24 protein-coding genes and 1 tRNA gene are annotated in these 23,097 nt (G+C 71.0%); 8 read left to right on the forward strand and 17 right to left on the reverse strand.

All coding sequences use genetic code 11. The features are described from left to right. Nucleotides 1-32: 32 nt before the first annotated feature. Together G5T42_RS05705 and dcd are read left to right on the forward strand one after the other, a co-directional pair. A tRNA-Gly gene (locus G5T42_RS05705) sits at nt 33-106 on the forward strand. Nucleotides 107-563: 457 nt separating this feature from the next. After that, the gene (dcd, locus tag G5T42_RS05710; protein WP_165126650.1) at nt 564-1,169 is read left to right on the forward strand and encodes a dCTP deaminase; all 606 of its coding nucleotides are present in this window, start codon (nt 564-566) and stop codon (nt 1,167-1,169) included. Here the strand turns inward: dcd and G5T42_RS05715 are convergent, their stop codons facing one another. From G5T42_RS05715 to G5T42_RS05745, 7 genes are all read right to left on the reverse strand, one after another. Further along, the gene (locus G5T42_RS05715; RefSeq protein ID WP_165126653.1) at nt 1,170-2,405 is read right to left on the reverse strand and encodes a HAMP domain-containing sensor histidine kinase; all 1,236 of its coding nucleotides are present in this window, start codon (nt 2,403-2,405) and stop codon (nt 1,170-1,172) included. Next, nucleotides 2,398-3,105: a response regulator transcription factor gene (locus G5T42_RS05720; protein ID WP_165130096.1), complete on the reverse strand. Its 708-nt coding sequence runs from the start codon at nt 3,103-3,105 to the stop codon at nt 2,398-2,400. Before G5T42_RS05720 ends, G5T42_RS05715 begins: the two co-directional genes overlap by 8 nt. Nucleotides 3,106-3,182: 77 nt before the next feature. Next, nucleotides 3,183-5,015: an Ig-like domain-containing protein gene (locus G5T42_RS05725; protein ID WP_241245970.1), complete on the reverse strand. Its 1,833-nt coding sequence runs from the start codon at nt 5,013-5,015 to the stop codon at nt 3,183-3,185. A gap of 90 nt (nt 5,016-5,105) precedes the next feature. After that, nucleotides 5,106-6,161, reverse strand: coding sequence for a signal peptidase I (locus G5T42_RS05730; RefSeq protein ID WP_165126656.1), 1,056 nt, complete (start codon nt 6,159-6,161; stop codon nt 5,106-5,108). A gap of 25 nt (nt 6,162-6,186) precedes the next feature. Next, on the reverse strand, nt 6,187-6,756 hold the full coding sequence (locus G5T42_RS05735) for a TasA family protein (protein WP_165126659.1): 570 nt from the start codon (nt 6,754-6,756) through the stop codon (nt 6,187-6,189). 171 nt (nt 6,757-6,927) lie between these two features. Beyond that, the gene (locus G5T42_RS05740; RefSeq protein WP_165126662.1) at nt 6,928-7,932 is read right to left on the reverse strand and encodes an ATP-binding protein; all 1,005 of its coding nucleotides are present in this window, start codon (nt 7,930-7,932) and stop codon (nt 6,928-6,930) included. Then, nucleotides 7,929-8,633 carry a response regulator transcription factor gene (locus tag G5T42_RS05745; RefSeq protein WP_241245971.1) on the reverse strand — a complete coding sequence of 235 codons (705 nt, stop codon included), beginning with the start codon at nt 8,631-8,633 and terminating at the stop codon, nt 7,929-7,931. Before G5T42_RS05745 ends, G5T42_RS05740 begins: the two co-directional genes overlap by 4 nt. Nucleotides 8,634-8,804: 171 nt before the next feature. On the opposite strand from G5T42_RS05745, the gene G5T42_RS05750 reads away from it, so the two are divergent. Beyond that, nucleotides 8,805-9,284: a hypothetical protein gene (locus G5T42_RS05750; protein ID WP_165126668.1), complete on the forward strand. Its 480-nt coding sequence runs from the start codon at nt 8,805-8,807 to the stop codon at nt 9,282-9,284. A 63-nt stretch (nt 9,285-9,347) separates the two neighbouring features. On the opposite strand, the gene G5T42_RS05755 is transcribed toward G5T42_RS05750, so the two are convergent. Continuing rightward, nucleotides 9,348-10,229 (reverse strand): alpha/beta fold hydrolase, encoded by an 882-nt coding sequence (locus tag G5T42_RS05755; RefSeq protein WP_165126671.1) that lies wholly within the window; start codon nt 10,227-10,229, stop codon nt 9,348-9,350. A 71-nt stretch (nt 10,230-10,300) separates the two neighbouring features. Here G5T42_RS05755 and G5T42_RS05760 point away from each other — a divergent pair, with 71 nt between their 5' ends. Next, nucleotides 10,301-10,957, forward strand: coding sequence for a TetR/AcrR family transcriptional regulator (locus G5T42_RS05760; protein WP_165126674.1), 657 nt, complete (start codon nt 10,301-10,303; stop codon nt 10,955-10,957). Between the two features lie 47 nt (nt 10,958-11,004). Here G5T42_RS05760 and G5T42_RS05765 read toward each other — a convergent pair whose 3' ends face one another. Next, a complete protein-coding gene (locus G5T42_RS05765; RefSeq protein ID WP_165126677.1) occupies nt 11,005-11,829 on the reverse strand; it encodes a cache domain-containing protein in 825 nt (274 codons plus the stop codon). Then, nucleotides 11,826-12,617, reverse strand: a complete 792-nt coding sequence (locus G5T42_RS05770; RefSeq protein WP_165126680.1) for a GntR family transcriptional regulator — start codon at nt 12,615-12,617, stop codon at nt 11,826-11,828. The genes G5T42_RS05765 and G5T42_RS05770 overlap by 4 nt, the downstream gene beginning before the upstream one ends. Before the next feature lie 135 nt (nt 12,618-12,752). Here G5T42_RS05770 and G5T42_RS05775 point away from each other — a divergent pair, with 135 nt between their 5' ends. The 4 genes from G5T42_RS05775 (at nt 12,753) to G5T42_RS05790 (ending at nt 16,837) form a co-directional block, all read left to right on the forward strand. Next, nucleotides 12,753-13,790 carry an ABC transporter ATP-binding protein gene (locus G5T42_RS05775; RefSeq protein WP_165126683.1) on the forward strand — a complete coding sequence of 346 codons (1,038 nt, stop codon included), beginning with the start codon at nt 12,753-12,755 and terminating at the stop codon, nt 13,788-13,790. A 64-nt stretch (nt 13,791-13,854) separates the two neighbouring features. Beyond that, nucleotides 13,855-15,036, forward strand: coding sequence for an ABC transporter substrate-binding protein (locus G5T42_RS05780; RefSeq protein ID WP_165126686.1), 1,182 nt, complete (start codon nt 13,855-13,857; stop codon nt 15,034-15,036). Nucleotides 15,037-15,103: 67 nt separating this feature from the next. Then, on the forward strand, nt 15,104-16,027 hold the full coding sequence (locus G5T42_RS05785; protein ID WP_165126689.1) for an ABC transporter permease: 924 nt from the start codon (nt 15,104-15,106) through the stop codon (nt 16,025-16,027). Between the two features lie 9 nt (nt 16,028-16,036). After that, nucleotides 16,037-16,837, forward strand: coding sequence for an ABC transporter permease (locus G5T42_RS05790; RefSeq protein WP_165126692.1), 801 nt, complete (start codon nt 16,037-16,039; stop codon nt 16,835-16,837). A gap of 106 nt (nt 16,838-16,943) precedes the next feature. Here the strand turns inward: G5T42_RS05790 and G5T42_RS05795 are convergent, their stop codons facing one another. The 7 genes from G5T42_RS05795 to G5T42_RS05825 form a co-directional block, all read right to left on the reverse strand. Further along, on the reverse strand, nt 16,944-17,486 hold the full coding sequence (locus tag G5T42_RS05795) for a MarR family transcriptional regulator (protein ID WP_165126695.1): 543 nt from the start codon (nt 17,484-17,486) through the stop codon (nt 16,944-16,946). Nucleotides 17,487-17,862: 376 nt separating this feature from the next. Next, nucleotides 17,863-18,819 (reverse strand): NAD(P)/FAD-dependent oxidoreductase, encoded by a 957-nt coding sequence (locus G5T42_RS05800; RefSeq protein WP_165126698.1) that lies wholly within the window; start codon nt 18,817-18,819, stop codon nt 17,863-17,865. Continuing rightward, nucleotides 18,816-19,142, reverse strand: a complete 327-nt coding sequence (fdxA, locus tag G5T42_RS05805) for a ferredoxin (protein ID WP_165126701.1) — start codon at nt 19,140-19,142, stop codon at nt 18,816-18,818. Before fdxA ends, G5T42_RS05800 begins: the two co-directional genes overlap by 4 nt. Then, nucleotides 19,139-20,515 (reverse strand): FAD-dependent oxidoreductase, encoded by a 1,377-nt coding sequence (locus G5T42_RS05810; RefSeq protein WP_165126704.1) that lies wholly within the window; start codon nt 20,513-20,515, stop codon nt 19,139-19,141. Before G5T42_RS05810 ends, fdxA begins: the two co-directional genes overlap by 4 nt. Before the next feature lie 81 nt (nt 20,516-20,596). Then, nucleotides 20,597-21,403: a uroporphyrinogen-III C-methyltransferase gene (gene cobA / locus G5T42_RS05815; RefSeq protein WP_165126707.1), complete on the reverse strand. Its 807-nt coding sequence runs from the start codon at nt 21,401-21,403 to the stop codon at nt 20,597-20,599. Further along, nucleotides 21,400-22,326, reverse strand: coding sequence for an ABC transporter permease (locus tag G5T42_RS05820; RefSeq protein WP_165126710.1), 927 nt, complete (start codon nt 22,324-22,326; stop codon nt 21,400-21,402). The genes cobA and G5T42_RS05820 overlap by 4 nt, the downstream gene beginning before the upstream one ends. Beyond that, nucleotides 22,316-23,041: an ABC transporter ATP-binding protein gene (locus G5T42_RS05825; protein ID WP_241246051.1), complete on the reverse strand. Its 726-nt coding sequence runs from the start codon at nt 23,039-23,041 to the stop codon at nt 22,316-22,318. The genes G5T42_RS05820 and G5T42_RS05825 overlap by 11 nt, the downstream gene beginning before the upstream one ends. Nucleotides 23,042-23,097 lie beyond the last annotated feature (56 nt).

Genomic DNA, 23,097 nt, shown 5'->3' on the forward strand with positions numbered 1-23,097 from the left:
GTTATGCTGGCCGGGCGCCGCAAGGCGCTCTCGGGGCTGTAGTTCAATGGCAGAACTTCTGCTTCCCAAGCAGACAGCGCGGGTTCGATTCCCGTCAGCCCCTCCAATGCCCAGACGCGCCGACGGAGTCGGTGCGGCTGGGCATTCGTGCGGGTGCCGTAGGACTCGACCCGCCCGCGGGCGGTCCCGCTCCGCCGGAGGCTCCGCGCGCCGGCGGAGCCGGCGTGTGGAGTGGCGGAGTGGCCGATTCCCGTCAGCCCCTCCAATGCCCAGTCGCGCCGACGGAGTCGGTGCGGCTGGGCATTCGTGCGGTTGCCGTAGGAACCGATCCGCCCGCGGGCGGTCCCGCTCCGCCGGAGGCTCCGCGCGCCGGCGGAGCTGGCGTGTGGAGTGGCGGAGTGGCCGATTCCCGTCAGCCCCTCCAATGCCCGCCGAGATCGCACGAATCGCCGTGGATCCGGCGACTGAGCCGTCATCTCTGCGATCTCGACGCGCGTCGGATCGGTGCGGCGGCGGACGTAACCCGCGGCATCCGGCGACCCGGGCGCGGCTAGTGTGGGAGCGTGCTGCTCTCGGACCGCGACATCCGCCGTGAGATCGACGCCGCGAGGATCACGGTCCAGCCGTGGGAGCCCGACATGGTGCAGCCGTCGAGCGTCGATGTGCGGCTCGACCGGTACTTCCGGCTGTTCGACAACCACAAGTACCCCTTCATCGATCCGGCCGAGGATCAGCCCGACCTGACCCACCTGATCCAGGTCGCGCCAGACGAGCCGTTCATCCTCCATCCGGGGGAGTTCGCGCTCGGCTCCACCTTCGAGCTCGTCGGCCTCCCCGACGACGTCGCCGCACGCCTCGAGGGAAAGTCGTCGCTCGGTCGGCTCGGGCTCCTCACCCACTCGACGGCCGGCTTCATCGACCCGGGTTTCAGCGGGCACGTGACGCTCGAGCTCTCCAACGTCGCGACCCTCCCGATCAAGCTTTGGCCCGGCATGAAGATCGGCCAGCTCTGCTTCTTCAGGCTCTCGTCGCCCGCCGAGACGCCGTACGGCGCCGGCCCCTACGGCAACCGTTACCAGGGGCAGCGCGGGCCCACGGCATCCCGTTCCTTCCAGAACTTCCACCGCACCGATGTCGGGACGACCGACGCGGGGTCGCGCGGCGCCTGATCAGGCGGCCGGGTCCTTCTGCGGGAGGATCAGCGAGAACCGCGTCGTCGGGCTCGACTCGAGCAGGAGGTGCCCCCCGAGCGCTTCGGCCAGCTCGGCCGACAGTGCGAGGCCGATGCCCTCGCCCCCGTTGGTGCTCTTGCCCGGCCTGCGCTGGAAGATCTCGTTGCCGCTCGGACGGGGGCCCTCGTCGCCGACTCGGACGGTGACGTAGCCGTTGGCACGTGTGCCCGACACCGTCACAACCCCGCGTCCGTGCCGCAGTGCGTTGTGGATCAGGACGTCGAGGATCTGCGTCGTCGGCGCGGGCACTCTCGTCGCGGCGGCGCCCTCCACCTCCACACGGATGGGACGCATCTGAGCCGTGGCCTCCGCGCGCCAGCGCTCGCCGGCCTGCGTCAGCATGGGGCCGAGGGGCGCCCACGCATCCGCCCCGGGCGTTCCGCCGCGCGCGAGCGCGAGAAGGTGGGCGATGGCGTCCGACAGGCGGTCGATCTCGACGAGCGCGTGCTCGAGCTGTTCGCGGACCGCCGGCGCCGTCTCGGGCCACAGCGACACGTCCTCGAGCTCGAGGCGCAGCGCCGTGATGGGCGTCCGCAGCTGGTGCGACGCATTCGCCGCGAACTCGTGCTCGCGCCGGATCCGCTGGTCGAGCGTCTTCGCGCTGGTGCGGAGGGCCTCTTCGATCGCGCGTGCCTCGGGGATGCGACCGGTGGCGGCCTCGTCATCCAGCGGGCCGTCGCCGATCTTGCGGGCGAGGCCGGCCAGCCTCACGAACGGCGCCGACAGACGGCGGGCGAGGAGCACGGCGACGACGGCGGAGAGGATCATGAGCCCGATGCCGAGTACGACGACGGGCATCACGGCGTCCTGCACGCGCTGCGAGATGACGGCTCCCGAGCGGCTGAACTCCACCGTGCCGCCACCGGCGACCTCCGCCGTGGCCTTGAGGTCGTCGTCGGCGGCTGGATCGCCCGCCTCGACGGTGGTGCCGTCCGCCGCGACATACGTGATGTGCTCGCCGGGTTGCAGGACCGGCTCGAAGAACTCCTCGGTGACCTCGCCGTGGGTCTCGCGCTCGGCGATGAGCACCGAGATGAAATCCGTGGCGCGCACGACGCGGCGCTCCTCGTTCGTCTGGATCAGGTCGGCGACGATGTACGCGCGCGGGATGCCGTAGAGAGCGATGATCCCGACCGCCATCGCGACGAAGGCGATGACCAGGCGTTCACGCATCCGCCGCCCCGTCGTCGAGGCGGAAGCCGATGCCGCGGATCGTCGTGATCCGCACATCGGCGCCCGAGTCCTCGAGCTTCTGGCGCAGGCGCGCGATCGTGACGTCGAGGGTCTTGGTCGAGCCGAACCAGTTCTCGTCCCACACCTCGTCCATGACGCGCTCGCGGGTCACGACGGCCCCGCGCTGGCGGTCGAGGTTGGCCAGGAGGTCGAATTCCTTCGTGCTGAGCGGGATCTCGCGCTCTCCTGCGAACGCGCGGCGTGAGTCGGGATCGACGGTCAGCGGAGTCCCGGATGCCGCGGCCCGCGCGGCCGCCGGCTTCGACGCCGCCGCAGCGCTGCGCCGCAGCAGGGCGCGCAGCCGCGCGAGCAGCTCGGCCAGAGCAAACGGCTTCGCGATGTAGTCGTCGGCCCCGACATCCAGCCCGACGACCCGGTCCAGCTCGCCGTCGCGTGCCGTCAAGATGACGATGCCGCCCTCATACCCCTCGTCGCGCACCCGGCGGCACACGTCGAGCCCGTCCATGTCGGGCAGGCCGAGGTCGAGCACGACGAGCGAGAACTCGCCCCCGAGCACGCGGTCGATCGCGGTCGCGCCCGCGGCGACGCGCTCGACGTCGTAGCCCTCGCGCGTCAGAGTGCGTACAAGGGGGAGCGCGATGCCGTCGTCGTCCTCGACGACAAGGATGTGCTGCCCCACGACATCGATGCTATCGAGGTCGTCGTCGGGATCGGTGGCACCACCGCGGGGGGTGTCGTGGGTGCCGGGTGCGTCCACTAGAACTCCCTGTCCAGGGCGCCCGACTCGGTGACGGGCGCGTTCGAGGAGGTCGTGCCGCCGAGGTCGGTGGCGGCGCTCGAGGGCGTCCACACCATGTTCGCCCCGGCGGAGGCGGCCGCGGTGCGGAGGGCACCGCCCGTGTTGAGCGTTCCGAGCACGATCTGAACGGCCGTCACCGGGAGGCCGTTGACCGTCACCGTGGTCGCCGTCATCGTCGCGTTCCACTGCGAGGTCTTGTTGTTCTTGACGTAGTCGCCGCGCAGGTCGACGGAGCCGAGGTTGACGGCGGCCGTCCCACGGAGGATGTCGAGGGTGTCGTCGCTGGCGGTGAGGCCCACGACGTTACCGTCGCGCAGGCGCAGCGTGACGGCAGTCGCGCTCCCGTTCCACCCCGCCGAGATGCTCGCCGGGCTCATCTGCGTGCTGTACGTGAAGGTGATCGTGTCGCCGCCGTCGAGGCGTCCCGCGATCCCGCCGCCGTTGGCGGTCTGGACGTCGGCGCCGCGCACGGGGCGGTTGTCGACCCGCCGCGAGCCCAGCACGGCCGACGTCGTCTGCTTCCCGGCCTTGTCGGTCATGACCGCGCGGAAGTCGTAGAGCCCGTCGGCGACGGCCTTCGTGTTCCACGCGCAGGTGAACGGTTCGGCGGTGAGGGCGCAGATCGTGGTCCAGGTCGTCGTGCCGCTCGCGGCGACCTGGATAGCGACGCTCGCGACGCCCGCCGTGGAGTTGGCGGTCGCGGCGAGGCTCGCCGTGCCCGTGAGGTAAGCGCCCGGGTCCTCCATCGCGACCGAGGCGACGCTGTTGTCCACTGTGCGGGCGCTCGTCGGGGCGGACGATGCGACCTGGCCCGAGGCATCCGTCGCCACCGCGCGGAAGATGTAGCTGCCGTTCGCGAGAGCGGTCGTGCCGAAGCGGCACGTGTACGGCGGGAGCGTGAGGGTGCAGGCATCCGTCCAGTTGGACGTGCCGCTCGGCGCGTACTGGATGACGACCTTCGCGACGCCGGACTGTCCGTCCGAGGCGTTGGCCGCGAGCGTGATCGTGCCGCGGAGGGGCGACCCGGGGTCCACGATCGAGACGGTGGGCGCGGAGTTGTCCACGAGCACGTCCGCCACGACGTTCGAGTAGGTGGTCACGCCGTTGTACGTCGCCGCGGAGCGGAGGTCGTACGACTCGCCGTTCGTGAAGGTCTTGCTCGCCGTGTTCCACACGCACGAGTAGGGGGAGGCGAGGTTTGTGCACAGCGCCGTCCATGCGCCCGTGCCGGCCACGGCGTATTCGACGCGGACCGCGTACGGGCCGGCGCCGGTGTTCTGCAGCGTCGTCGCGAGCGTCACGGAGCCGACGGCGAAGTCGCCCGGATCGGCGAGGACGACGCCGATCGTGTTGCCGACGGTGGCGGCGACGACGGCGGAAGTGGTGGAGTACCCCGCCTTATCGGTCGCGATCGCCCGCAGGCTGTACGAGCCGTCGACAACGGTGCGAGTGTCCCACGAGCAGCTGTACGGCGCCGCCGTCGCGGTGCACAGGGTGGTCCACGTCGTCGAGCCCGCGGTCTGCGCCGAGATCACAACCTGCGCGATACCGGTCTCACCGTCGGCGGCCGTCGCCGTGATCGTGGCGACGTCGCGGAGCGTGCCGGCCGGAGCCTGGACGCTGACCGTCGGGGGTGTCCAGTCGGCCGCGGCGCCGACGCGGTTGGCGGCGTTCGCGGTCTGGGCTGTGAAGGAGGCCGATGAGAAGCCCGGGGCCATCGCGGTGGTCGCGAGCACCAGCAGGACCGCGAGCACGCCGAGCACCGCGTTGCGCAGTGCGGCGGGGATCATCGGGTTCCTTCGGGTGGTGCCTGGATGGTTTCGACGTTACGTGGGGGCTGGTTACAGCCCTGCTACAGAGGCTCCTCGGTAGAGCAACAATCACGGGCGCGGGGTGCGGGCGGTCGCCCGCCACGATCCGACGAGCGCGCACGAGAGCGCGATGAGCACGATGTCGCGCGGGCTCCATGCTGCGACGGGCAGCCCGGGCGCCCCGACGGTGTGGATCAGCAGAACGGCGACGAGCGTGCCTCCACCGACCAGGATCATGCCGAGGCGCGACTCGAAGCATTGCGCGGTGACGAACCGCGCGAGGGTGATGACGCCCACAACCCCGAGCGCACCCCAGACGAGGGCAATGGGGTTGTGGAGGGGATCGCCGGCGGCGGCTGCGACGAGGTTCAGCATGGATAGAGCGGCGAGGACGATCGCCGCCGCCCAGGCGAGTGGGCGACGGCGACCGAGTGCACGAGCGGGGGCCATGGGGTTCTCCATCGGGTCGGAGGTTGTGCACGGCGGCTCGTGCCGCGCTGCGCTCAGGGCGCGGCGGCCGGGAGAGCCGGCGAGGCCTGCTCCACCGGTCGAGCGGACACGGGCGTGTCCACTGCGGCGGAGGGGTCTTCGTCGCGGCGGCGTCCGCCGCGGACGAGGTCGCGGAGGAACAGCAGGGCGACGATCGCGGCCGGAACGCCGATCGCCAGCATCCTGATCCCCGGCGCCGAGAGCGCGATGAAGACCCAGCCTGCGACGGGGATCCATCCCACGACCGCGCGGCTGCACAGTGTCGGCGAGGGTGAACGTCCACGGGTCGATGCTCTCGTTGGCATCGCCCTTCGTCTGGAAGACGAGGGAGTCGCTGCCATCGGGATTCGGCTCGATCGAGACGATGCGGTGGGTGACGAGCTCGGAGATGCCGGACTCGGCGGGAGGGAGGTAGGTGATGATGTCACCCGCGCGCAGCTCGCTGACGGGCACCTGCTGCTCGAGCGTGAGGGATCCCCGCTCGAAGGTGCCCGACATCGAGCCGCCCGTGATGACGTACCGGTCGTACCCCAGTAGACCCGGTACGAACATGAGCGCCGCGACGACGCAGGCTATGACGGCCGCGATGACGACGGCCGCGTTCCCCAGTGCCTTGAATGTCGTCGCGGCGCTCATGTCGATCCCCCCTCCCCAGGTCTGATTACTGGTTGTACGTCGTGGCGGCCGTCTGCGTGGAGTTCCACGTGTAGGTCGCGGTCGCGGTCTTGCCCTGCTCCTCGTTGCCGGCCGACTGCGCGAGGGTCACGCTGAACGTGTACTCGCGGGCCTCGCCCTTGGCGAAGACGCCCAGGTCGACGGGAGTCGCGCCGGTCAGCGCGCCGAACGTGCCCGACCAGACGGGCGTGGTGGAACCGGCTGCCGTGATGGTCAGCGTGAGGTTGGACTTGGTGGTGAAGCCGTTGACGGCGGTCTCGCTGAGCTTGATGTTGGCGGGAAGCGAGCCCGAGTTGGTGATCGTGACCTTGCCGGTGAGCGTGTCACCGGGCTTGAGGTCGGCGAGGTTGAAGATCGCGCTCCCGGCGCGGGAGTTGGTCTGCTGCAGCGTGCCGGTGGTGAAGGCGTTCGCGCTGTTGACCGAGTTCGCGACGAAGTCGGCGCCCGAGCCGACCGCGATCGCCGAGGCGATCAGCAGACCGGCGAGCGGGACGAGGACGCGCTTGCGGGAGCGGACGGCCTTGCCGGCCGGAGTCTGAGTTGCGGTGGAGCTCATCGAGCGGATTTCCTGTTCTGACGTGGTGTGAATCAACAGGAATGACGCTACGGAGGCGTCGGCAACGGGATTCCTACAGCCCTGCCACGCGCGCTCCAGAGCTCGGACACAGAGTGCCGGCGAGTGCAACGGGCCGGTGTCGCGAGCGGTGGGCGACGACGCGGAGACCAGTCACCCGGGGAGCGGAAGTCCGATCTCGAACACGCATCCACCGGTGCCGTTCCGGACGGTGGCCGATCCGTGGTGAGCTTCGGCGACCTCGCGGACGATGGCGAGGCCCAGCCCCGCGCCGGCATCGCCGGCGCGCGCCGCGCTGCCCCTCCAGCCCGTCTCGAAGACGTGCGGCAGGTCGGCCTCCGCGATGCCGCCACAGCCGTCCGCGACGCTCACGACGGCGCTGTCCCCGGCGACGGCGAGGGTCGTGTCGACGGTGCCCCCCTGCGGCGTGTGACGGATGCCGTTCATGACGAGGTTGCCGACGGCCCGGCGCAGCTCCGATGCGGCCACGACGGCCCGCACGCCCGTCGGCGCCTGTCCGGTGAGCTGGACGCCGGCCGCCTCGGCGAGGGAGCGAAGCGCTGCGACCGCGTCCGAGACGAGGTCGCCGAGGTCGACCTCGGTCCGTTCGAGCGCCACCGACGGCGCCTGCAGGCGCGAGAGCGTGAGCAGGTCGTCGACCATGCCGCTCATCCGCATCGCATCGCGTCCGATCGATCCGGCGGCGGCGGCGGCATCCGTCAGCACTCCGTCCTGCAGGGCCTCGGCGGTCGCGCGGATGCCGGCGAGGGGGGTGCGCAGGTCGTGCGACACCCAGGCCACGAGATCCCGGCGCTGGCCCTCGATGCGCCGCTGGCTCTCCGCCGCGGCGGCCGCACGCTCGGCGTCGCGTGAGGCGGCCTGGATGCGGGCTGCGACGAGGGCGCCGACCGCGAGCGCGACGGGCACGGTCGCCAAGAGGACGAGCAGGATGCCGGTGAGGTCGTCCGCCGTCAGCAGCATCGATCCCGCGCCGACGACGACACCGGCCGTCACCGAGAGCACGACGACGAGCGGTGCGGCGAGGGCCGCGACCACGACCCGCCGACGGGCGAGGGCGAGGATCACGACGGCTCCGGCGACCCCGACGACGGCGGCCACCGCCGCGGAGGACAGGACCGCGTCCAGGGGGACGTTCACGGCGCCGGATCCCACCGGTAGCCGACCCCGAACACCGTGACGAGCCGCACGGGCGCGGACGGGACCGGCTCGATCTTCTCGCGCAGGCGGCTCACGTGGACCGTGACCGTCGCCGCGTCGCCGAAGTCCCAGCCCCACACCTCGTGCATGAGCTCCTCCCGCCGCACCGCGCGCCCGGGATGGGCGAGGAACCACGACAGCAGGTCGAACTCGCGCACGGTGAGGCTCAGCTCGCGACCGGCGAGCCGCACCCGGCGCGCTCTGCGGTCGATCTCGAGGTTCCCATCGACCGCGACGGCGGGAGCCTCCGGAGACTCGTCCGGTGACGGAAGGGCCGATCCCGACCGCCGCAGCACGGACTGGACGCGGAGCACCAGCTCGCGAGGGCTGAACGGCTTCGTCATGTAGTCGTCGGCTCCCACTTCGAGGCCTCGGATGCGGTCGTCCTCCTCGCCTCGCGCCGTGAGCATGATGATCGGCACATCGGGCCGGTTGCGACGCAGTCGCCGGCACACCTCGAGCCCGTCGACGCCCGGGAGCATGAGGTCGAGCACGACGATGTCGGGCGGCTCCTCGGCAGCCGCCGCGAGCGCGTCGATGCCGTCCGCGACGCGGCGGACGGTCATGCCGGCATGGACGAGATAGGCGGCGACGACATCGCCGACGGTCTCGTCGTCGTCGACCACGAGAGCGGTGCTCACGCGACAAACAATAGGCGGGGCGGCGGGCTGCGACATCCCGGATCGGCCGGTCCTGCGCGGACGAAAGAACTCCGTAAGAAGCTCGTGAGCGTCTCGTGATGGAGTGCCGAGAGTACCGCGGGTTGACTCGACACGACCCGGCCGCCCCGGCCGGAATGGAGGTTGATCCTGATGTCTCGCTTCGAATTCCCCCGCGGCCGAGCCCGCCTCGCCACTCTCGCCATCGGCGTCGCCGCCGCTGCTCTGTCGCTGTCGGCGACGGGCACGGCGTTCGCCGCGGGGTCCGGCGGAGTCACGTCCGACGGAGTGATCTACGTCGACCACACCCTGTACCGGACCGTCGCGACGCCCACCGACCTGTCGCACACGAAGGCACCCGCCCAGTCATGGGACGTCCTGTACAACTTCGGCGGGCTGCAGAAGAGCGTCGCCGAAGTCGCTCCCGGCGATCCCGGCTTCAACGGCGGCCGCTGGCAGGTGCACGCCGTCTCGGCTCCCAACGGCTACGCCGCGGCGCTCGCATCGGGCGATCTGGACGGCGACGGCGTGCTGGACGCGGCGGACGAGGTGTGGGCGGCGCTCTCCGCGGGCGATCTCGTCGACAACGGCGTCGTGAAGCAGTTCGTCTGCACGCTCAACCGCGTCCCCTGACCTCGCGGTCCGGACGGGCATCGACCGGCGCTCTCGCACAGCGCCGGTCGATGTCGTCGCGGCTCAGTCCCGCGAGCCCGCAGCCGCCTCGACGACCTGCGCGAGGCCGCCGGTCACGAACGCGGTGATGGCATCCAGGGTCGCATCGGCTCCGAGGATGCGGTTGTGCCCCAGTCCGCGCGTGCGGACGAGCAGTGCCCGGTCGGGGTGAGCCGCCACGAGATCGGCGCTCGCTGAGGAGGGCACCTGAAGGTCGGCGTCGTCGTGCAGGGCGAGCAGCTCCACGGCAGGCGGCAGCGGGTTCGCCAGGGCGTCGAAACGACGGGCGAAGGATGCCTCGTCCTCGCCGAACATCGCGTGGAAGCGGCGTTCGAAGACGGCCTTCGCGCGCGGCGACAGGCCGAGCATGCCCCCGAATTGGTCGACGAAGATCTGCGGCGTTCCGGCGCCCGCCACCGTTGCGACCCGCGCCGAGGTCGTGCCGGACCGCACGGCGGTGAGCGCCGCGAGGGCACCGAACGAGTGCCCCACGATCGCCGAGAAGCGCCCGTGCCGTTGCTGCAGGGCGTCGATCGCGGCGAGCCAGTCGCGCATGTCGGTGCGTGCGAGGGTCGACGCCCCGTGGGCGGGAGCGTCGAACGCGACGACGTGGAAGCCCTCGGCCACGAGCTCCCGCACGAGCGGGGCGAACTGGGACGCCCTCCCACGCCATCCGTGCACGAGGAGCACGGTGTCGTCCCCCCGGCCCCACCGGTAGGTCACGATCTCCTTGCCGCGGACGCGCAGGAGGCCGCGCTCGGCGGCGGCGTCGGTCGCGGCGTCCGTCTCGCGCAGCGGCAGTCTGGGCTGGGTCTGGAAGAAGGCCCGGAGCGCCAGCGAGCCGGCGAGCTCGGGTGAGACGCGGCTGGCGGAGCGGAAGAACGCGCGGGTCTGCGTCGGCGACATGATCGACCTCCAGGAAGATGCACGAACGATCGTTCGTAGACTATATGAACGATCGTTCGTACACTAGAGCCATGTCTGACGTCGTGATCGATCGCCGCCGTGCGCGGGGCGATGCCTCGCGCCGCGTCATCCTCGAGAGCGCGACCGACCTCGCCTCGGTCGAGGGGCTCGACGGTCTGACCATCGGGCGCCTCGCGGAGTCCTCCGGCATGAGCAAGAGCAGCATCGCCACGCTCTTCGGCGGCAAGGAAGGTCTGCAGCTCGCGGCTGTCCAGGCGGCGGCCGAGATCTTCCGCGAGGCCGTCGTCGATCCGGCGCGCGAGCTGCCGCGCGGCGTGTCCCGACTCGCGAAGCTGCTCCGCAGCGCGCTCGACTACTCGCGCAACCGTGTCTTCACCGGCGGCTGCTTCTTCGCGGCGACGGCGGCCGACATGGACTCGAAGCCGGGTCCGGTGCGTGACGCCGTGCGCGGCTGGCTGCGGGACTGGTACGGCTACCTGGAGGCGCAGGTGCGGTTCGCCGCGGAGGCGGGCGAGATCCAGGCGGATGCCGCCACCGTCCGCCGCCTCGCGTTCGAGCTCATCGCGCTCGACAACGAGGCGAACGCCCGATCGCTGCTCACGGGCGAGGAGGCCCCGTACGAGATCGCGGCCGTCGCGATGCGCGAGCGCCTGCTCGCCGTCGGGGCGGACGAAGCCGATCTGGCGCCGCTGGCGTCCGCGGAATAGGCGCGTTCCCCTCGCTCAGATGGGGTCCTGAGCTCGGCCACGTGCGCTCAGCGGGCGGATGCCTGCGGATCCTGGATGACGAGCGAGAGCGATGTGTCGCCGCACGTGACGACGGTCGCACCGCCGGGGAGGGCGATGACGGTCCCTGCCGCTGCACGACGAGGGACTGACGCATCGATCGATTCGAGCGGCGTCGACCCGTTCCCGGCCGGCCGAGAGGCGAGAGCATCGGCGAGTCCCTCCAGGCGGAGGATCGAGCCCGGCTCGCGCCCTGCGTCGGTCGCCGTGACGACGCGCGCCGACGCGTTGACGAGTGCCGTGTCGGGGCCCGCCGCCCGCAGTACCGGCAGCAGCTCGCGCTCGAGCCGGTCGACGAGGGCGTCGGCACCGACGATCCCCACCATCGCTCCGCCGACGCGCACGGGCGTCGTGATCGTGACCGTGTAGTCGTCGGTGCAGACGTAGTCGACGTACGGGCCGGTGAGGTGCCGCGCGCCTGTCCGCGCGGGCACGCGCCACCACTCCAGCGCCGTGTAGTCGCGGAACTGCTCATGCGAGGGGTCGTCGATCGTCGCGAGCCGCGTCGGCTCGCCCGTGCCTCGCAGCCACCAGGCGAGGTGCCACGCGGCATCCGTCAGCGCACCCGGCGAGGCGACGAAGCCCGAGCCCGTGATGAGGGCGTCGCCCGTCAGTGCCGGCACGGCGAAGGACGCGACGACGGGATCGACCGCCTCCGCGGTCAGCGGCAGGCCCTCCGCGAGCCGCGACTCGACGATGTCGCGCCAGCCGTCTATCGTCGCGAAGATCCCGTCGATCGTCTCAGCGACCCGCTCGGCGATCGCCACGCCGGGGTGCGTGATCACTGTGGTCATTCGGACCGGTCCTCGGAGGTTCGGGATGCCTCGTCCCGGCCGGCTTCGTCGAGCGTGAGCCGCTCGTGCACCAGCCATTCGAAGGCGCTCGTGATATGTCGGATCGTCGCCTCGCGCGCGGTGTCGGGTCGGACATCGCGGATCGCCGCGATGACGTCGTCGCGCGCGAGCGCGCTGCGCTCACGGTACTCCTGCTCGCGGAGGCAGAGCCAGAGGAGGGGACCGGCTTCGGACTGCAGCCGGACCTCTTCCCGGACGAGTCGCGGCGACTGGCTGATCGCCGCGACCTCGAGCTGGAAGCGGCTGACGGCACGGCGGGCTCCACCGGCGGTGGCGAGGTCGGCCTGCTCGGCGATCGTCCGGAGGCTCTCGATGTCGTCATCGCTCGCGCGACCCGCGGCGACCTCGGCGGCGGTGCCCGCGATCGCGCCGACGTGCAGGGCGAGGTCGCGCAGCTCGATGCGGGAGTGCGCGCCCAGCCGGACCTCGAGCATCCGGGTCGCCGACTCGCGATCGTAGGTGACGAAGCTCCCGCCGTCGCGGCCGCGCCGCGTGCGCACGAGACCCTTGTCGCGCATGCCCTCGAGCGCTTCGCGCGCGGTGACGAGCGCGACCCCGAGACTGCGCGACAGCTCCGACTCGCTGGGGAGCTTCTCGCCGTCGCGCAGCACGCCGCTCACGATCGCGTCGGTGAGGCGCTGCTCGACGAGCTCGGCACGGCCGGCGCCGTCGAGCGGGGCGAAGACGACGGCGTGGGCGGCGTCGACTCGTCCGGTCGCGTGCGGCATCGAAGCTCTCCGGGTCGCTGGCGGCGGGCCGAGAGGTCGTCCTCCGGGCCGTGCCACGACCGTAACATGGGCGACCTCTTCATGACATATGGATCCATATGATTTAATGCGATCGACCATCGAAGGAGATCGTCAATGAGCGAGCAGCAGCACCCGGCCATCCGGCTCCGGGGTCTCACGAAGGAGTTCGGGGCCGTCACGGCCGTCGACCGTGTCGACCTCGAGATCGCGGCCGGCGAATTCTTCTCGATGCTCGGACCGTCCGGCTCCGGCAAGACGACGGTCCTCCGGCTGATCGCGGGCTTCGAGCAGCCGACCGACGGCACGATCGAGCTCTTCGGGCAGGACGTCACGCGCAAGGCACCGTTCGACCGCGACGTCAACACGGTCTTCCAGGACTACGCGCTGTTCCCGCACATGAGCGTGCTCGACAACGTCGCCTACGGCCTGCGCGTCCGCGGCGTGAAGCGTGCGGAGCGGCGCGACCGCGCGATGAAGGCCCTCGAGGCGGTTCGGCTCGGCCAGTTCGGCGCGCGGAAGCCTGCGCAGCTGTCGGGAGGTCAGCGGCAGCGCGTGGCCCTCGCCCGCGCGACGGTCGTGCAGCCGAAGGTGCTCCTCCTCGACGAGCCGCTCGGCGCGCTCGACCTCAAGCTCCGCGAGCAGATGCAGGTGGAGCTCAAGCAGATCCAGCGCGATCTGGGCATCACGTTCATCTTCGTGACGCACGACCAGGAGGAGGCGCTCACGCTGTCCGACCGCGTCGCGGTCTTCCATGACGGCCGCATCGAGCAGCTCGGCACGCCGTGGGAACTCTACGAGCAGCCCGCGTCGCGGTTCGTCGCGGACTTCGTCGGCACGTCCAATCTCTTCGACGCGGAGCACTCCTTCGCGCTCATGGGCCGCGCGGGCGATCACTCCATCCGGCCGGAGAAGCTCACCCTCGCATCGCAGCCCGCGACGGGGGCTGGCGAGCGGTCGGCTCCCGGAACAGTCGTCGAGTCGATTTACGTCGGCAGCGGCATCCGTCGCGTCATCGATCTCGATGCCGGGATGCGCGTGACGGTGCTCGAGCGCAACGACCGCTCGCGTTCCGCCGACGACGAGCGCGGCGACCGCGTGCACGTCACCTGGCACGACTCCGACGTCGTGCCCCTCCTTCCGCCCGGCGAGTGAGCCGGCATCAGGCCGCGGGCGATCGCCCCGGACACACAGCACAGCACCCGAGAGGAAGCACACCATGATGCACAAGACACGCGGGGCGCGGGGGACCGTCGGCGCCGCGCTCGCCGTCGGGGCGATCGCCGTCCTGGCCGGCTGTGGAACGTCGAGCGGCGGCGGCGCGGCACCGTCGGCAGAGGCGGAGGAGCTCGGCGACATGGAGGGTCAGGTCTCGATCCTCGCGTGGCCCGGCTACGTCGAGGACGGCAGCAACGACCCGGCCGTCGACTGGGTCTCGGGCTTCGAGGAGAAGACCGGCTGCACCGTGACCTCCAAGAGCTACGGCACCTCCGACGAGGCGGTCAACCTCATGAAGACCGGCGACTACGACGTCGTCGCCGCCTCCGGCGACGCGACGCTCCGTCTCATCGCAGCGGGCGATGTCGCCCCGGTGAACACCGACCTCATCCCGAGCTACGAGGGCGTGTTCGACTTCCTCAAGGAGCAGCCGTGGAACTCCGTGGACGGACAGTCGTACGGGGTGCCGCACGGCTACGGCGCCAACCTGCTGCTCTACAACACGGACGTCGTCTCGCCGGCACCCACGTCGTGGAGCGCCGTCTTCGACGGCGCGAGCGCCTACTCGGGCAAGGTCACGGCCTACGACTCGCCCATCTACATCGCCGACGCGGCGCTGTACCTCATGGCGCACCAGCCCGACCTCGGCATCACGAACCCGTACGCCCTCGACGAGGAGCAGTTCCAGGCGGCGGTCGACCTGCTCAAGGAGCAGCGGCAGTACGTCGGCGAGTACTGGTCGGACTACCTGAAGGAGATCCAGGCGTTCGAGACGGGCGACTCGGTCGTCGGCACGACGTGGCAGGTCATCCAGAACAGCCTCGAGGCGGAGAGCGCTCCGACAGCCGTCGTGCTTCCCGAGGAGGGCGCGACCGGGTGGTCGGACACGTGGATGATCGCGTCGCAGGCGAAGAACCCGAACTGCGCGTACGCGTGGCTCGACTGGATCGCAAGCCCCGAGACCAACGCTCAGGCGACCGCCTACTTCGGCGAGGCGCCGTCGAGCCAGGAGGCGTGCGACTACCGCGAGGACTGCGAGGCCTACCACGCGGGCGACCCCGACTACGCGTCGCAGATCTGGTATTGGACGACGCCGATCGAGAAGTGCGTCGACGGTCGCACCGACGTGAAGTGCGTGGACTACGCCACCTGGACGCAGGCCTGGGCCGAGATCAAGGGCTGAGCCCGCTCGACCCGAACCGCCGGGGGCGGCGCGCGCACGCCGTCCCCGGCCCCTCCCGAGGAGAGGCATGACCGATACGATCGCCCCGCCCGACACCCGGCGCGCCGTGCCGCCGCCGGCCGCGACGCCCGCCCGCCGCGGGTCGGCATGGCTCAGCGGGCATCCGCGCGCGCGGCTGGCGCTGCTCCTGACCGCGCCGCTCTTCTGGCTCGTCGTCGTCTACATCGTGGCCCTCGTGCTGCTGCTTGTCACGGCGTTCTGGACGGTCGACTCGTTCACGGGCGAGATCGTCACCGACTGGACCCTCGACAACATCGTCACGGTCCTCACGGGCACGCTGTACCAGACCGTCACCCTCCGCACCGTGGGCATCGCGCTCGCCGTCACGATCATCGACGTCGTCGTCGCCCTTCCGATCGCCTTCTACATGGCGAAGGTCGCGTCGCCGCGCGTACAGCGGCTGCTCGTCATCGCGGTGCTCATGCCGCTCTGGGCGAGCTACCTCGTGAAGGCCTACGCCTGGCGTTCCGTGCTGTCGCAGGACGGCATCCTCGAATGGCTCCTCGCACCGCTCGGGCTGCACACGCCCGGCTACGGCCTGACCGCCACGATCATCACGCTCTCGTACCTGTGGCTGCCGTACGTCATCTTGCCGATCTATGCGGGCCTCGAACGCGTGCCGGACTCGCTGCTCGAGGCATCCGCGGATCTCGGCGGAAAGAGCTGGCCGACCGTGCGCCACGTCGTGCTGCCCCTCGCCATGCCGGCGATCATCGCGGGCACGATCTTCAGCTTCTCGCTCACCCTGGGCGACTACATCACGGTCAACATCGTCGGCGGGACGACCCAGATGCTGGGAAACCTCGTGTACACGAACGTCGGCGCGGCGAACAACCTGCCGCTCGCCGCCGCCATCGCGCTCATCCCGATCGTCATCATCTTCGGCTACCTCGGCCTCGTGCGCCGCACGGGCGCCCTCGACAACCTCTAGGAGACGACGGTGCGCCTCGGAAAGTCCGCACGCGTGACGCTCGGGATCGTCACGGCACTGATCCTCGTGATCGTGTACGTGCCCCTGTTCGTCGTGCTCGTCAACTCCTTCTCGACGTCCACGTCACTCACGTGGCCGCCACCGGGCTTCACCCTGGAGTGGTGGGTCAAGGCGTTCCAGAGCCAGGGTGCGATGTCGGCCGTCCTCACGAGCGTGCAGGTCGCGATCGTCGCGACGGCGATCTCTCTCGTCCTCGGGACGCTCCTCTCGCTCGCGCTGCAGCGATTCGACTTCTTCGGCCGCAGCGCGGTGAACCTCCTCGTCATCCTCCCGATCGCCCTGCCCGGCATCATCACGGGCATCGCGCTGAACAACTTCTTCCGCACGATCATGGGCATCCCCCTGTCGATCTGGACGGTCGTCATCGCGCACGCGACGTTCTGCATCGTGACGGTGTTCAACAACACGATCGCGCGCCTGCGACGGATGGGCATCAACCTCGAAGAGGCGTCGGCGGATCTCGGCGCCGGCGTCTGGACCACGTTCCGCCTCGTGACGTTCCCTCAGCTGCGGTCGGCGCTCCTCGCGGGCGGCCTCCTCGCCTTCGCCCTGAGCTTCGACGAGATCATCGTGACGACGTTCACGGCCGGCTCGGGGGTCACGACGCTGCCGATCTTCATCCTGAACAACATGTTCCGGCCCAACCAGGCGCCGATCGTCTCGGTCATCGCCGTCGTCATGGTCGTCATCTCGATCGTGCCGATCTACATCGCGCAGCGCCTCTCGGGTTCCGAGCAGACGAGACGGTGACGGATGCCGCGAGCCGGGCTACCCCGGCGGCCTCGAGCCGGGCTACCCCCGCGGCCTCGAGCCACCGCGGGTCGGCGACGACCGATTCCGATGCGGCAGCTGCGGGTCAGGCGACGTCCGCCGCCTGAGCCCTCTCCGCTGCGGTCGCCGACGCCGCGAGCTCGTCGAGCGCGTCGGCGATCTTCAGCAGAGCGTCTGCCGCGCGGCGGGCCTCTTCAGGGGTGAGATCGTCGATCGCGGCGACGATCGCGGAGTGGTGCGGCATCAGCGAGTCCTCGACGCGGCGGATCGCCTCGCCCGTCGGCACGAGGTAGTGCGCGCGGCGGTCCCGGGGGTGCTGCACCCGGGTGACGAAGCCGCGTTGCACGAGGCGCTCCACGACGTTCGTCACCGTCGCGCTCGAGGTGTCGAGCATGACGATGAGGTCTTTCGGGCTCAGGTCGCGGTGGTCGCGGTGACCCTGGACGAGGTAGCGCAGCGCGGTGAGATCGAGGTGCGACAGCCCGGAGGCGCGTTGCGCGCGCTCGGCCTGGATGCGCTCACACCGTCTCAGCTGCAGGATCGCTTGGCTCAGCTGCCGCCCTTCGGCCGTGCGAGGCTGATCCGCGTAGAGATGCTCGGCCTCGTGGCGTACGACGTTCTGAGGCATGGTGTCCTCCCGAGGAGTTCCGGTCCGCTGCGTCGACGACCGCCGCCTGGGCGAGGGCGAGCGTGGGGTACTCGCCGACGTACGAGCGGGTGGCATTGCGGGCGAAGAACCGTCCGGCCCCGACCCTCTCGATCGTCCCCAGGAACGCGCCTGCCGTGTTGCCGACCCAGAAGTCCTGCTCGACCTCGTGCCAGAATGCGGAGTAGTCGTGATCCTCGAGGCGAACGGGCCCACCATCGTCGATCAGCGTCATGTCGTGCCCCTCAGCGTAGCCGTCACGGAGTGTGACGCACAGTGAATTACACAACATCCGAGATATACAGCACTCGGGATTGACAACCCCAGGAGCACTGTGCCAGGGGCCATGCAGCCCGTATCAGTGCGCGGTGCGGACGCCGACGAGATCGTGCACGAGGACGGCGGCCGCCCGCGCGCCCTGGCCCGCCGCGACGATGAGCTGCTGAGGGCCGGGGGCTGCGGCATCCCCCGCCGCGTACAGCCCGTCGACAGACGTACGGCCGGAACCGTCGACGACGAGGTGCCCCTCTTCGTCGCGCTCGGAGTCGAGCGACGACAGGAAGTCGAGGGCGGGGTGCCACCGCGGCCGGACGAAGCCTCCCTCGATCGGGACCGTCGTGCCGTCGACGAGGCGGACGGCCGAGACGGTTCCGCGGTAACCCTCGAGATCGTCGATCGCGCGGCGCTCGACGCGGATCCCGGATGCCGCGAGCTCGGCCTCCTCGACGGTGTCGACGACGTCGGCCGCATTCGTGAACACCGTGAGCCGATCGGTCCACCGCGCGATGAGGCGTGCGCGCGAGGCGAGGTCGGGCGTCTCGCCGATGAGGGCGAGCGGCCGATCCTGCAGCTCCCAGGCGTCGCAGGCGGCGCAGCTGAAGAGGGTCATCCCGTAGAACGCGCGCAGGCCCGGGATGTCGGGAAGCGTCTCGCGGAGCCCCGTCGCGACGATCACCGATCGCGCCGCGACGGCGGGTGGAGTGCCCGGCGACCGGCCCTGGAGTGCCGCGATGAAGCGCATGCCGTTCGAGGCATCCGTCGTCAGGAGGGCCGTCGCGACGGTGCGGTCGAGCACCCGCACATCGGGGTACGCGGCGAGCTCGGCGCGCGCGAGCTTGCGGAGCTCGAGCGGCGGCACGCCGTCCCGCGTCAGGAAGCCGTGCGAACGCAGCGTCGCGGCGTTGCGGGGGCGGCCCGCGTCGATCACGACGACCGAGGCACGGGCGCGTCCGAGGTTGAGGGCCGCCGACAGGCCCGCGGGGCCGCCGCCCACGATGACGACGTCGACCTCGGTGGAGGGGGTGGCGTCAGTCATGACCGTCCCCCCTGAGGCGGCAGTCCGGCGATGATCGGGTGATCCTTGTGGATCACGCCGACCTTGGCGGCGCCGCCCGGTGAGCCGATGTCGTCGAAGAACTCGACGTTGGCCTTGTAGTAGTCCTGCCATTCGTCGGGCAGGTCGTCTTCGTAGTAGATCGCCTCGACGGGGCAGACCGGCTCGCAGGCGCCGCAGTCCACGCACTCGTCGGGGTGGATGTAGAGGCTGCGCTCACCCTCGTAGATGCAGTCGACCGGGCACTCGTCGATGCAGGCGCGGTCTTTCACATCCACGCACGGCAGCGCGATGACGTAGGTCATGACAGCGTGAGGGCGCCGGCCCGGGAGATCTCGACCTGCTCTTCGCGCGGCACGACCTTGACTCGCTCGCGCGCGTGGACGTGGCCCTCGCCGAGAGAGCGCTCGTGCGCGTCGAGGGCGAGCCATCCGTCCCATGTCGTGTACGCGACCTCGCGCTCGGCGAGGAGATCCAGGATGTCGCCCTCGACACGAGGTGCTGCGAGTCTCCCCGCCGTCGCGTCGGCGACGAGGTGCGCGATCGTCTCCATCGCATCGGACTTCGTGTGGCCGATGAGGCCCACGGGCCCGCGCTTGATCCACCCCGTCGCGTAGAGGCCTCGGATCGGAGCGGCCGACTCGTCGACGACGCGACCCTCGATGTTGGTGACGACACCCGACGTCTCGTCGAAGGGGGCGCCGACGACGGGCGTGCCGTAGTACCCGACGGCGCGGTAGACCTGCTGGACGGCGATCTCGCGGTATTCGCCCGTGCCGCGTACGGCGCCGTGGCCGGTGGGCACCGTGCGTTCGAAACGCACGGCCTCGACCGCGCCGTCGCCGAGCACCTCGACGGGCGAGTGGTAGAAGTGCAGGTGCAGTCGGCGGCTCGCGCCTGTCGACTCGCGGTCGCGCCAGGAGTTCAGGATCCGCAGCATGACCTTGAGCTGGTTGTTCGGGGCCTTCGCGGGGTCGGCGTCGGCGAAGTCCTCGTCGTGCACGACGATGTCGACGTCGGGCACCTCGCCGAGCTCACGCAGCTCGATCGGTGTGAACTTGATGTCGGCGGGGCCGCGGCGGCCGAAGACGTGCACGTCGGTGACGGCGGATGCCTCGAGGCCCGCCAGCACGTTGTCGGCGATCTCGGTCGGCCGGAGGTCGACGGCGTGCTTCGCGAGCACCCGCGCGACGTCGAGGGCCACGTTGCCGTTGCCGATGACGGCGACCTCGGCCTTGTCGAGCGGCCAGTCGCGCGGCACGTCGGGGTGTCCGTCGTACCAGGCGACGAAGTCGGCCGCGCCGTAGGAGCCTGGGAGGTCGATGCCCGGGATGTCGAGCGCGGCGTCGCGGATCGCGCCCGTCGCGAGGATCACGGCGTCGTAGCGCTCGTGCAGCTCGTCGAGGTCGATGTCGCGGCCCACCTCGACGTTGCCGATGAACCGGGTCGTGCCGGCATCCAGCATCTCGTGCAGCGAATTGACGATGCCCTTGATGCGCGGGTGGTCGGGGGCCACGCCGTAGCGGATCAGGCCGTACGGCGAGGGGAGCGACTCGAACAGGTCGATGGACACGGTGCCCCCGGCATCCTGAACCGCGTTCGTGAGGATGTTGCCGGCGTAGATGCCGGCGGGACCTGCGCCGACGATCGCGACGCGGAGCGAGAGGGGAGAGGTCATGTGAGATGGCCTTTCGGTACGGGGTGGGATGCGGGCGTCAGTCGTGATCGCTCGCGCGGGCGCGGCGACCGGGGTGACACCTCAGCGAGGGGGTCGCTCGAGGAGCGGTTCGGAAGGAGACACGGATGCCGTGAGCTCCGGCGGCGCGTAGGGGCTGAGCGCCACGACATCGCCGACCACGACGACGGCCGGCGAGCGTACGCCGCGCTCGGCGGCCTGGGCGGCGATCGTCGCGAGGGTGCCCACTGTGACGCGCTGCCCCGGGCCGAATCCGTCCTCGACGATGGCGACGGGGCAGTCGGCGCCGCGCTCGCCGCGCGCGAGGGTCATGGCGGCGTGCGCGAGCGTCCCGACGCCCATGAGGAGGACGACGGTGTGGTCGCGGGCGCCGCCGAGCTCGCGGATCTGGTCGTGGCCGGTCACGACGGTGAACGCCGTCGCGAGTCCCCGGTGCGTGAGCGGGATCCCGGCGATGGCCGGGACCGAGATGGCGCTCGTCACGCCGGAGACGACCTCGACCTCGATGCCGGCGTCCCGGCAGAACGCCAGCTCCTCGCCGCCGCGGCCGAAGATATAGGGATCGCCGCCCTTGAGTCGCACGACGTTCTTGCCCTCGCGGGCGAGCTGGACGAGGAGGGCGTTGATCGCGTCCTGCGGCACGGCGTGATGGCCGGGGAGCTTCCCGACGTCGACGACCTCGGCACGCAGCTCCACACCGTCGGCGGCGAGGCCGTCGAGCACGGCGCGGGCGCCGAGCCGGTCGGCGACGATGACGTCGGCGCGCTCGAGCGCCCGCAGTCCGCGTACGGTCAGGAGTCCGGCATCCCCCGGTCCCGCGCCGACGAGCCACACCTTGCCGGCGCCGTCGTGTGTCTGAAGAAGGCTCATCGCGCTCCTCCCGTCACGAGCAGTCCGCGGCGCTTGAGCATCCGTCGCTCGACGGGCCCGAAGAAGACGAGCTCGATGAGGATGCCGATCGCGAGGATGAGGATGATGGTCGCGAGCACCCCGGCGAGGTCGGCGAGCTCGCGCGACTGCTGCAGCATCGAGCCCAGACCGAAGCCGATCGTGCCGCCGACGGCGATGATCTCGGCGGCCATGAGCGAGCGCCAGGAGAAGGCCCACCCCTGCTTCAGCCCGGCGACGTATCCGGGCAGGGCGGCGGGCAGGACGACCGCGGTCGCCAGCTGCCAGCGCGAGGCGCCGAGCACCGTTCCGACGCGCCGCAGCTGGGGCGGCACCTGCTCGACGCCCGCGATGAGGCCGTTGACGATCGAAGGGATGGCGCCCATCAGGATGACGAAGTACACCGTCGCGTCCGAGAGCCCGAACCAGATGATGGCGGCCGGCACCCACGCCACGGAGGGAAGCACCTGGAGACCGGAGATGATCGGGCCCACGGCGCGGCGGATGGGGCGCACCTCGGCGAGGAGCAGGCCGATGGGCGTGCCGACGACGATCGCGATGAGGAATCCGACGATGCCGCGCTCGAGGCTCGTCGTGACCGCGAGCTGCAGGCGACCCGACTCCCACGCGGTGCTCATGGCGTTCCACACGTCGAGGGGGCTCGGCACGACGTCGGGACGCGGCTGGGCGATCACGACGTAGAGCTGCCACGCGACGATCAGCAGCAGGACGAAGACGACGGGCGGCACGACGCTCGCGGCCACGCGGCGCCAGCGGCTCTGCTCGGCACCGGTCGCGGTCTGCAGGCGGTCCAGGCCCGCGGCGAGGCTGCGCAGCTCGTCTCCGGGAGCGACGGATGCCGCGCTCCCGGCGCGGGTCGGAAGGGTGGGGGTCTCAAGCGGCATTGCGGCGGATCTCCTTGCGCAGCTGCTCGGTGATCTCGACCGAGAGGGCGGCGACCTCGGGGGACTCGATGCGGCGGCCGGTGGTCTTGGCGATACGCCACTCCTCGACGACGCGGCCGGGGCGGCTGCTGAGGAGCACGACGCGCTGCCCGAGGCGCGCCGCCTCGCGCACGTTGTGCGTGACGAAGACGATGGTGCGGCCGGTGGCGCGCCACACCCGCTCGAGCTCTTCGTGGAGGAGGTCGCGCGTGATGGCGTCGAGGGCGGCGAAGGGCTCGTCCATGAGGAGGACCGGGCGGTCCTGCGCGAGCGCGCGGGCGAGGGCGACGCGCTGCCGCATGCCCCCGGACAGCTCGTGCGGGCGCTTCTCCGCGGCATCCGCGAGGTTCACGGTGTCGAGGAGGGCGAGCGCCTTCTCGCGGCGGTCGCCGCGGGGCACGCCGCGCAGGCGAAGGGCCAGCTCGACGTTCCGCCGGGCCGTGAGCCACGGCATGAGCGCCGACTCCTGGAACATGACCGCCGATCCCTCGGCGGGCGTGCGGATCTCGCCCAGCGTCGGCTGCTCGAGACCCGCGATGAGGTTGAGGAGCGTCGACTTGCCGCAGCCCGAGGCACCGAGCAGGCACACGAACTCGCCCGGGGCGATGTCGAGCGTGACGTCCTCCAGTACGACGGGGCCGCTCCCGAACCGCTTCGAGACGTGCTCGATCCGCACGGCGGGTGCCGCAGCCGGCGCCGGCGCGGGAACCGGCGCGACGCCGTCGAAGCTCG

Origin of the sequence: Microbacterium sp. 4R-513 (assembly GCF_011046485.1) — a bacterium.
Lineage (GTDB): Bacteria > Actinomycetota > Actinomycetes > Actinomycetales > Microbacteriaceae > Microbacterium.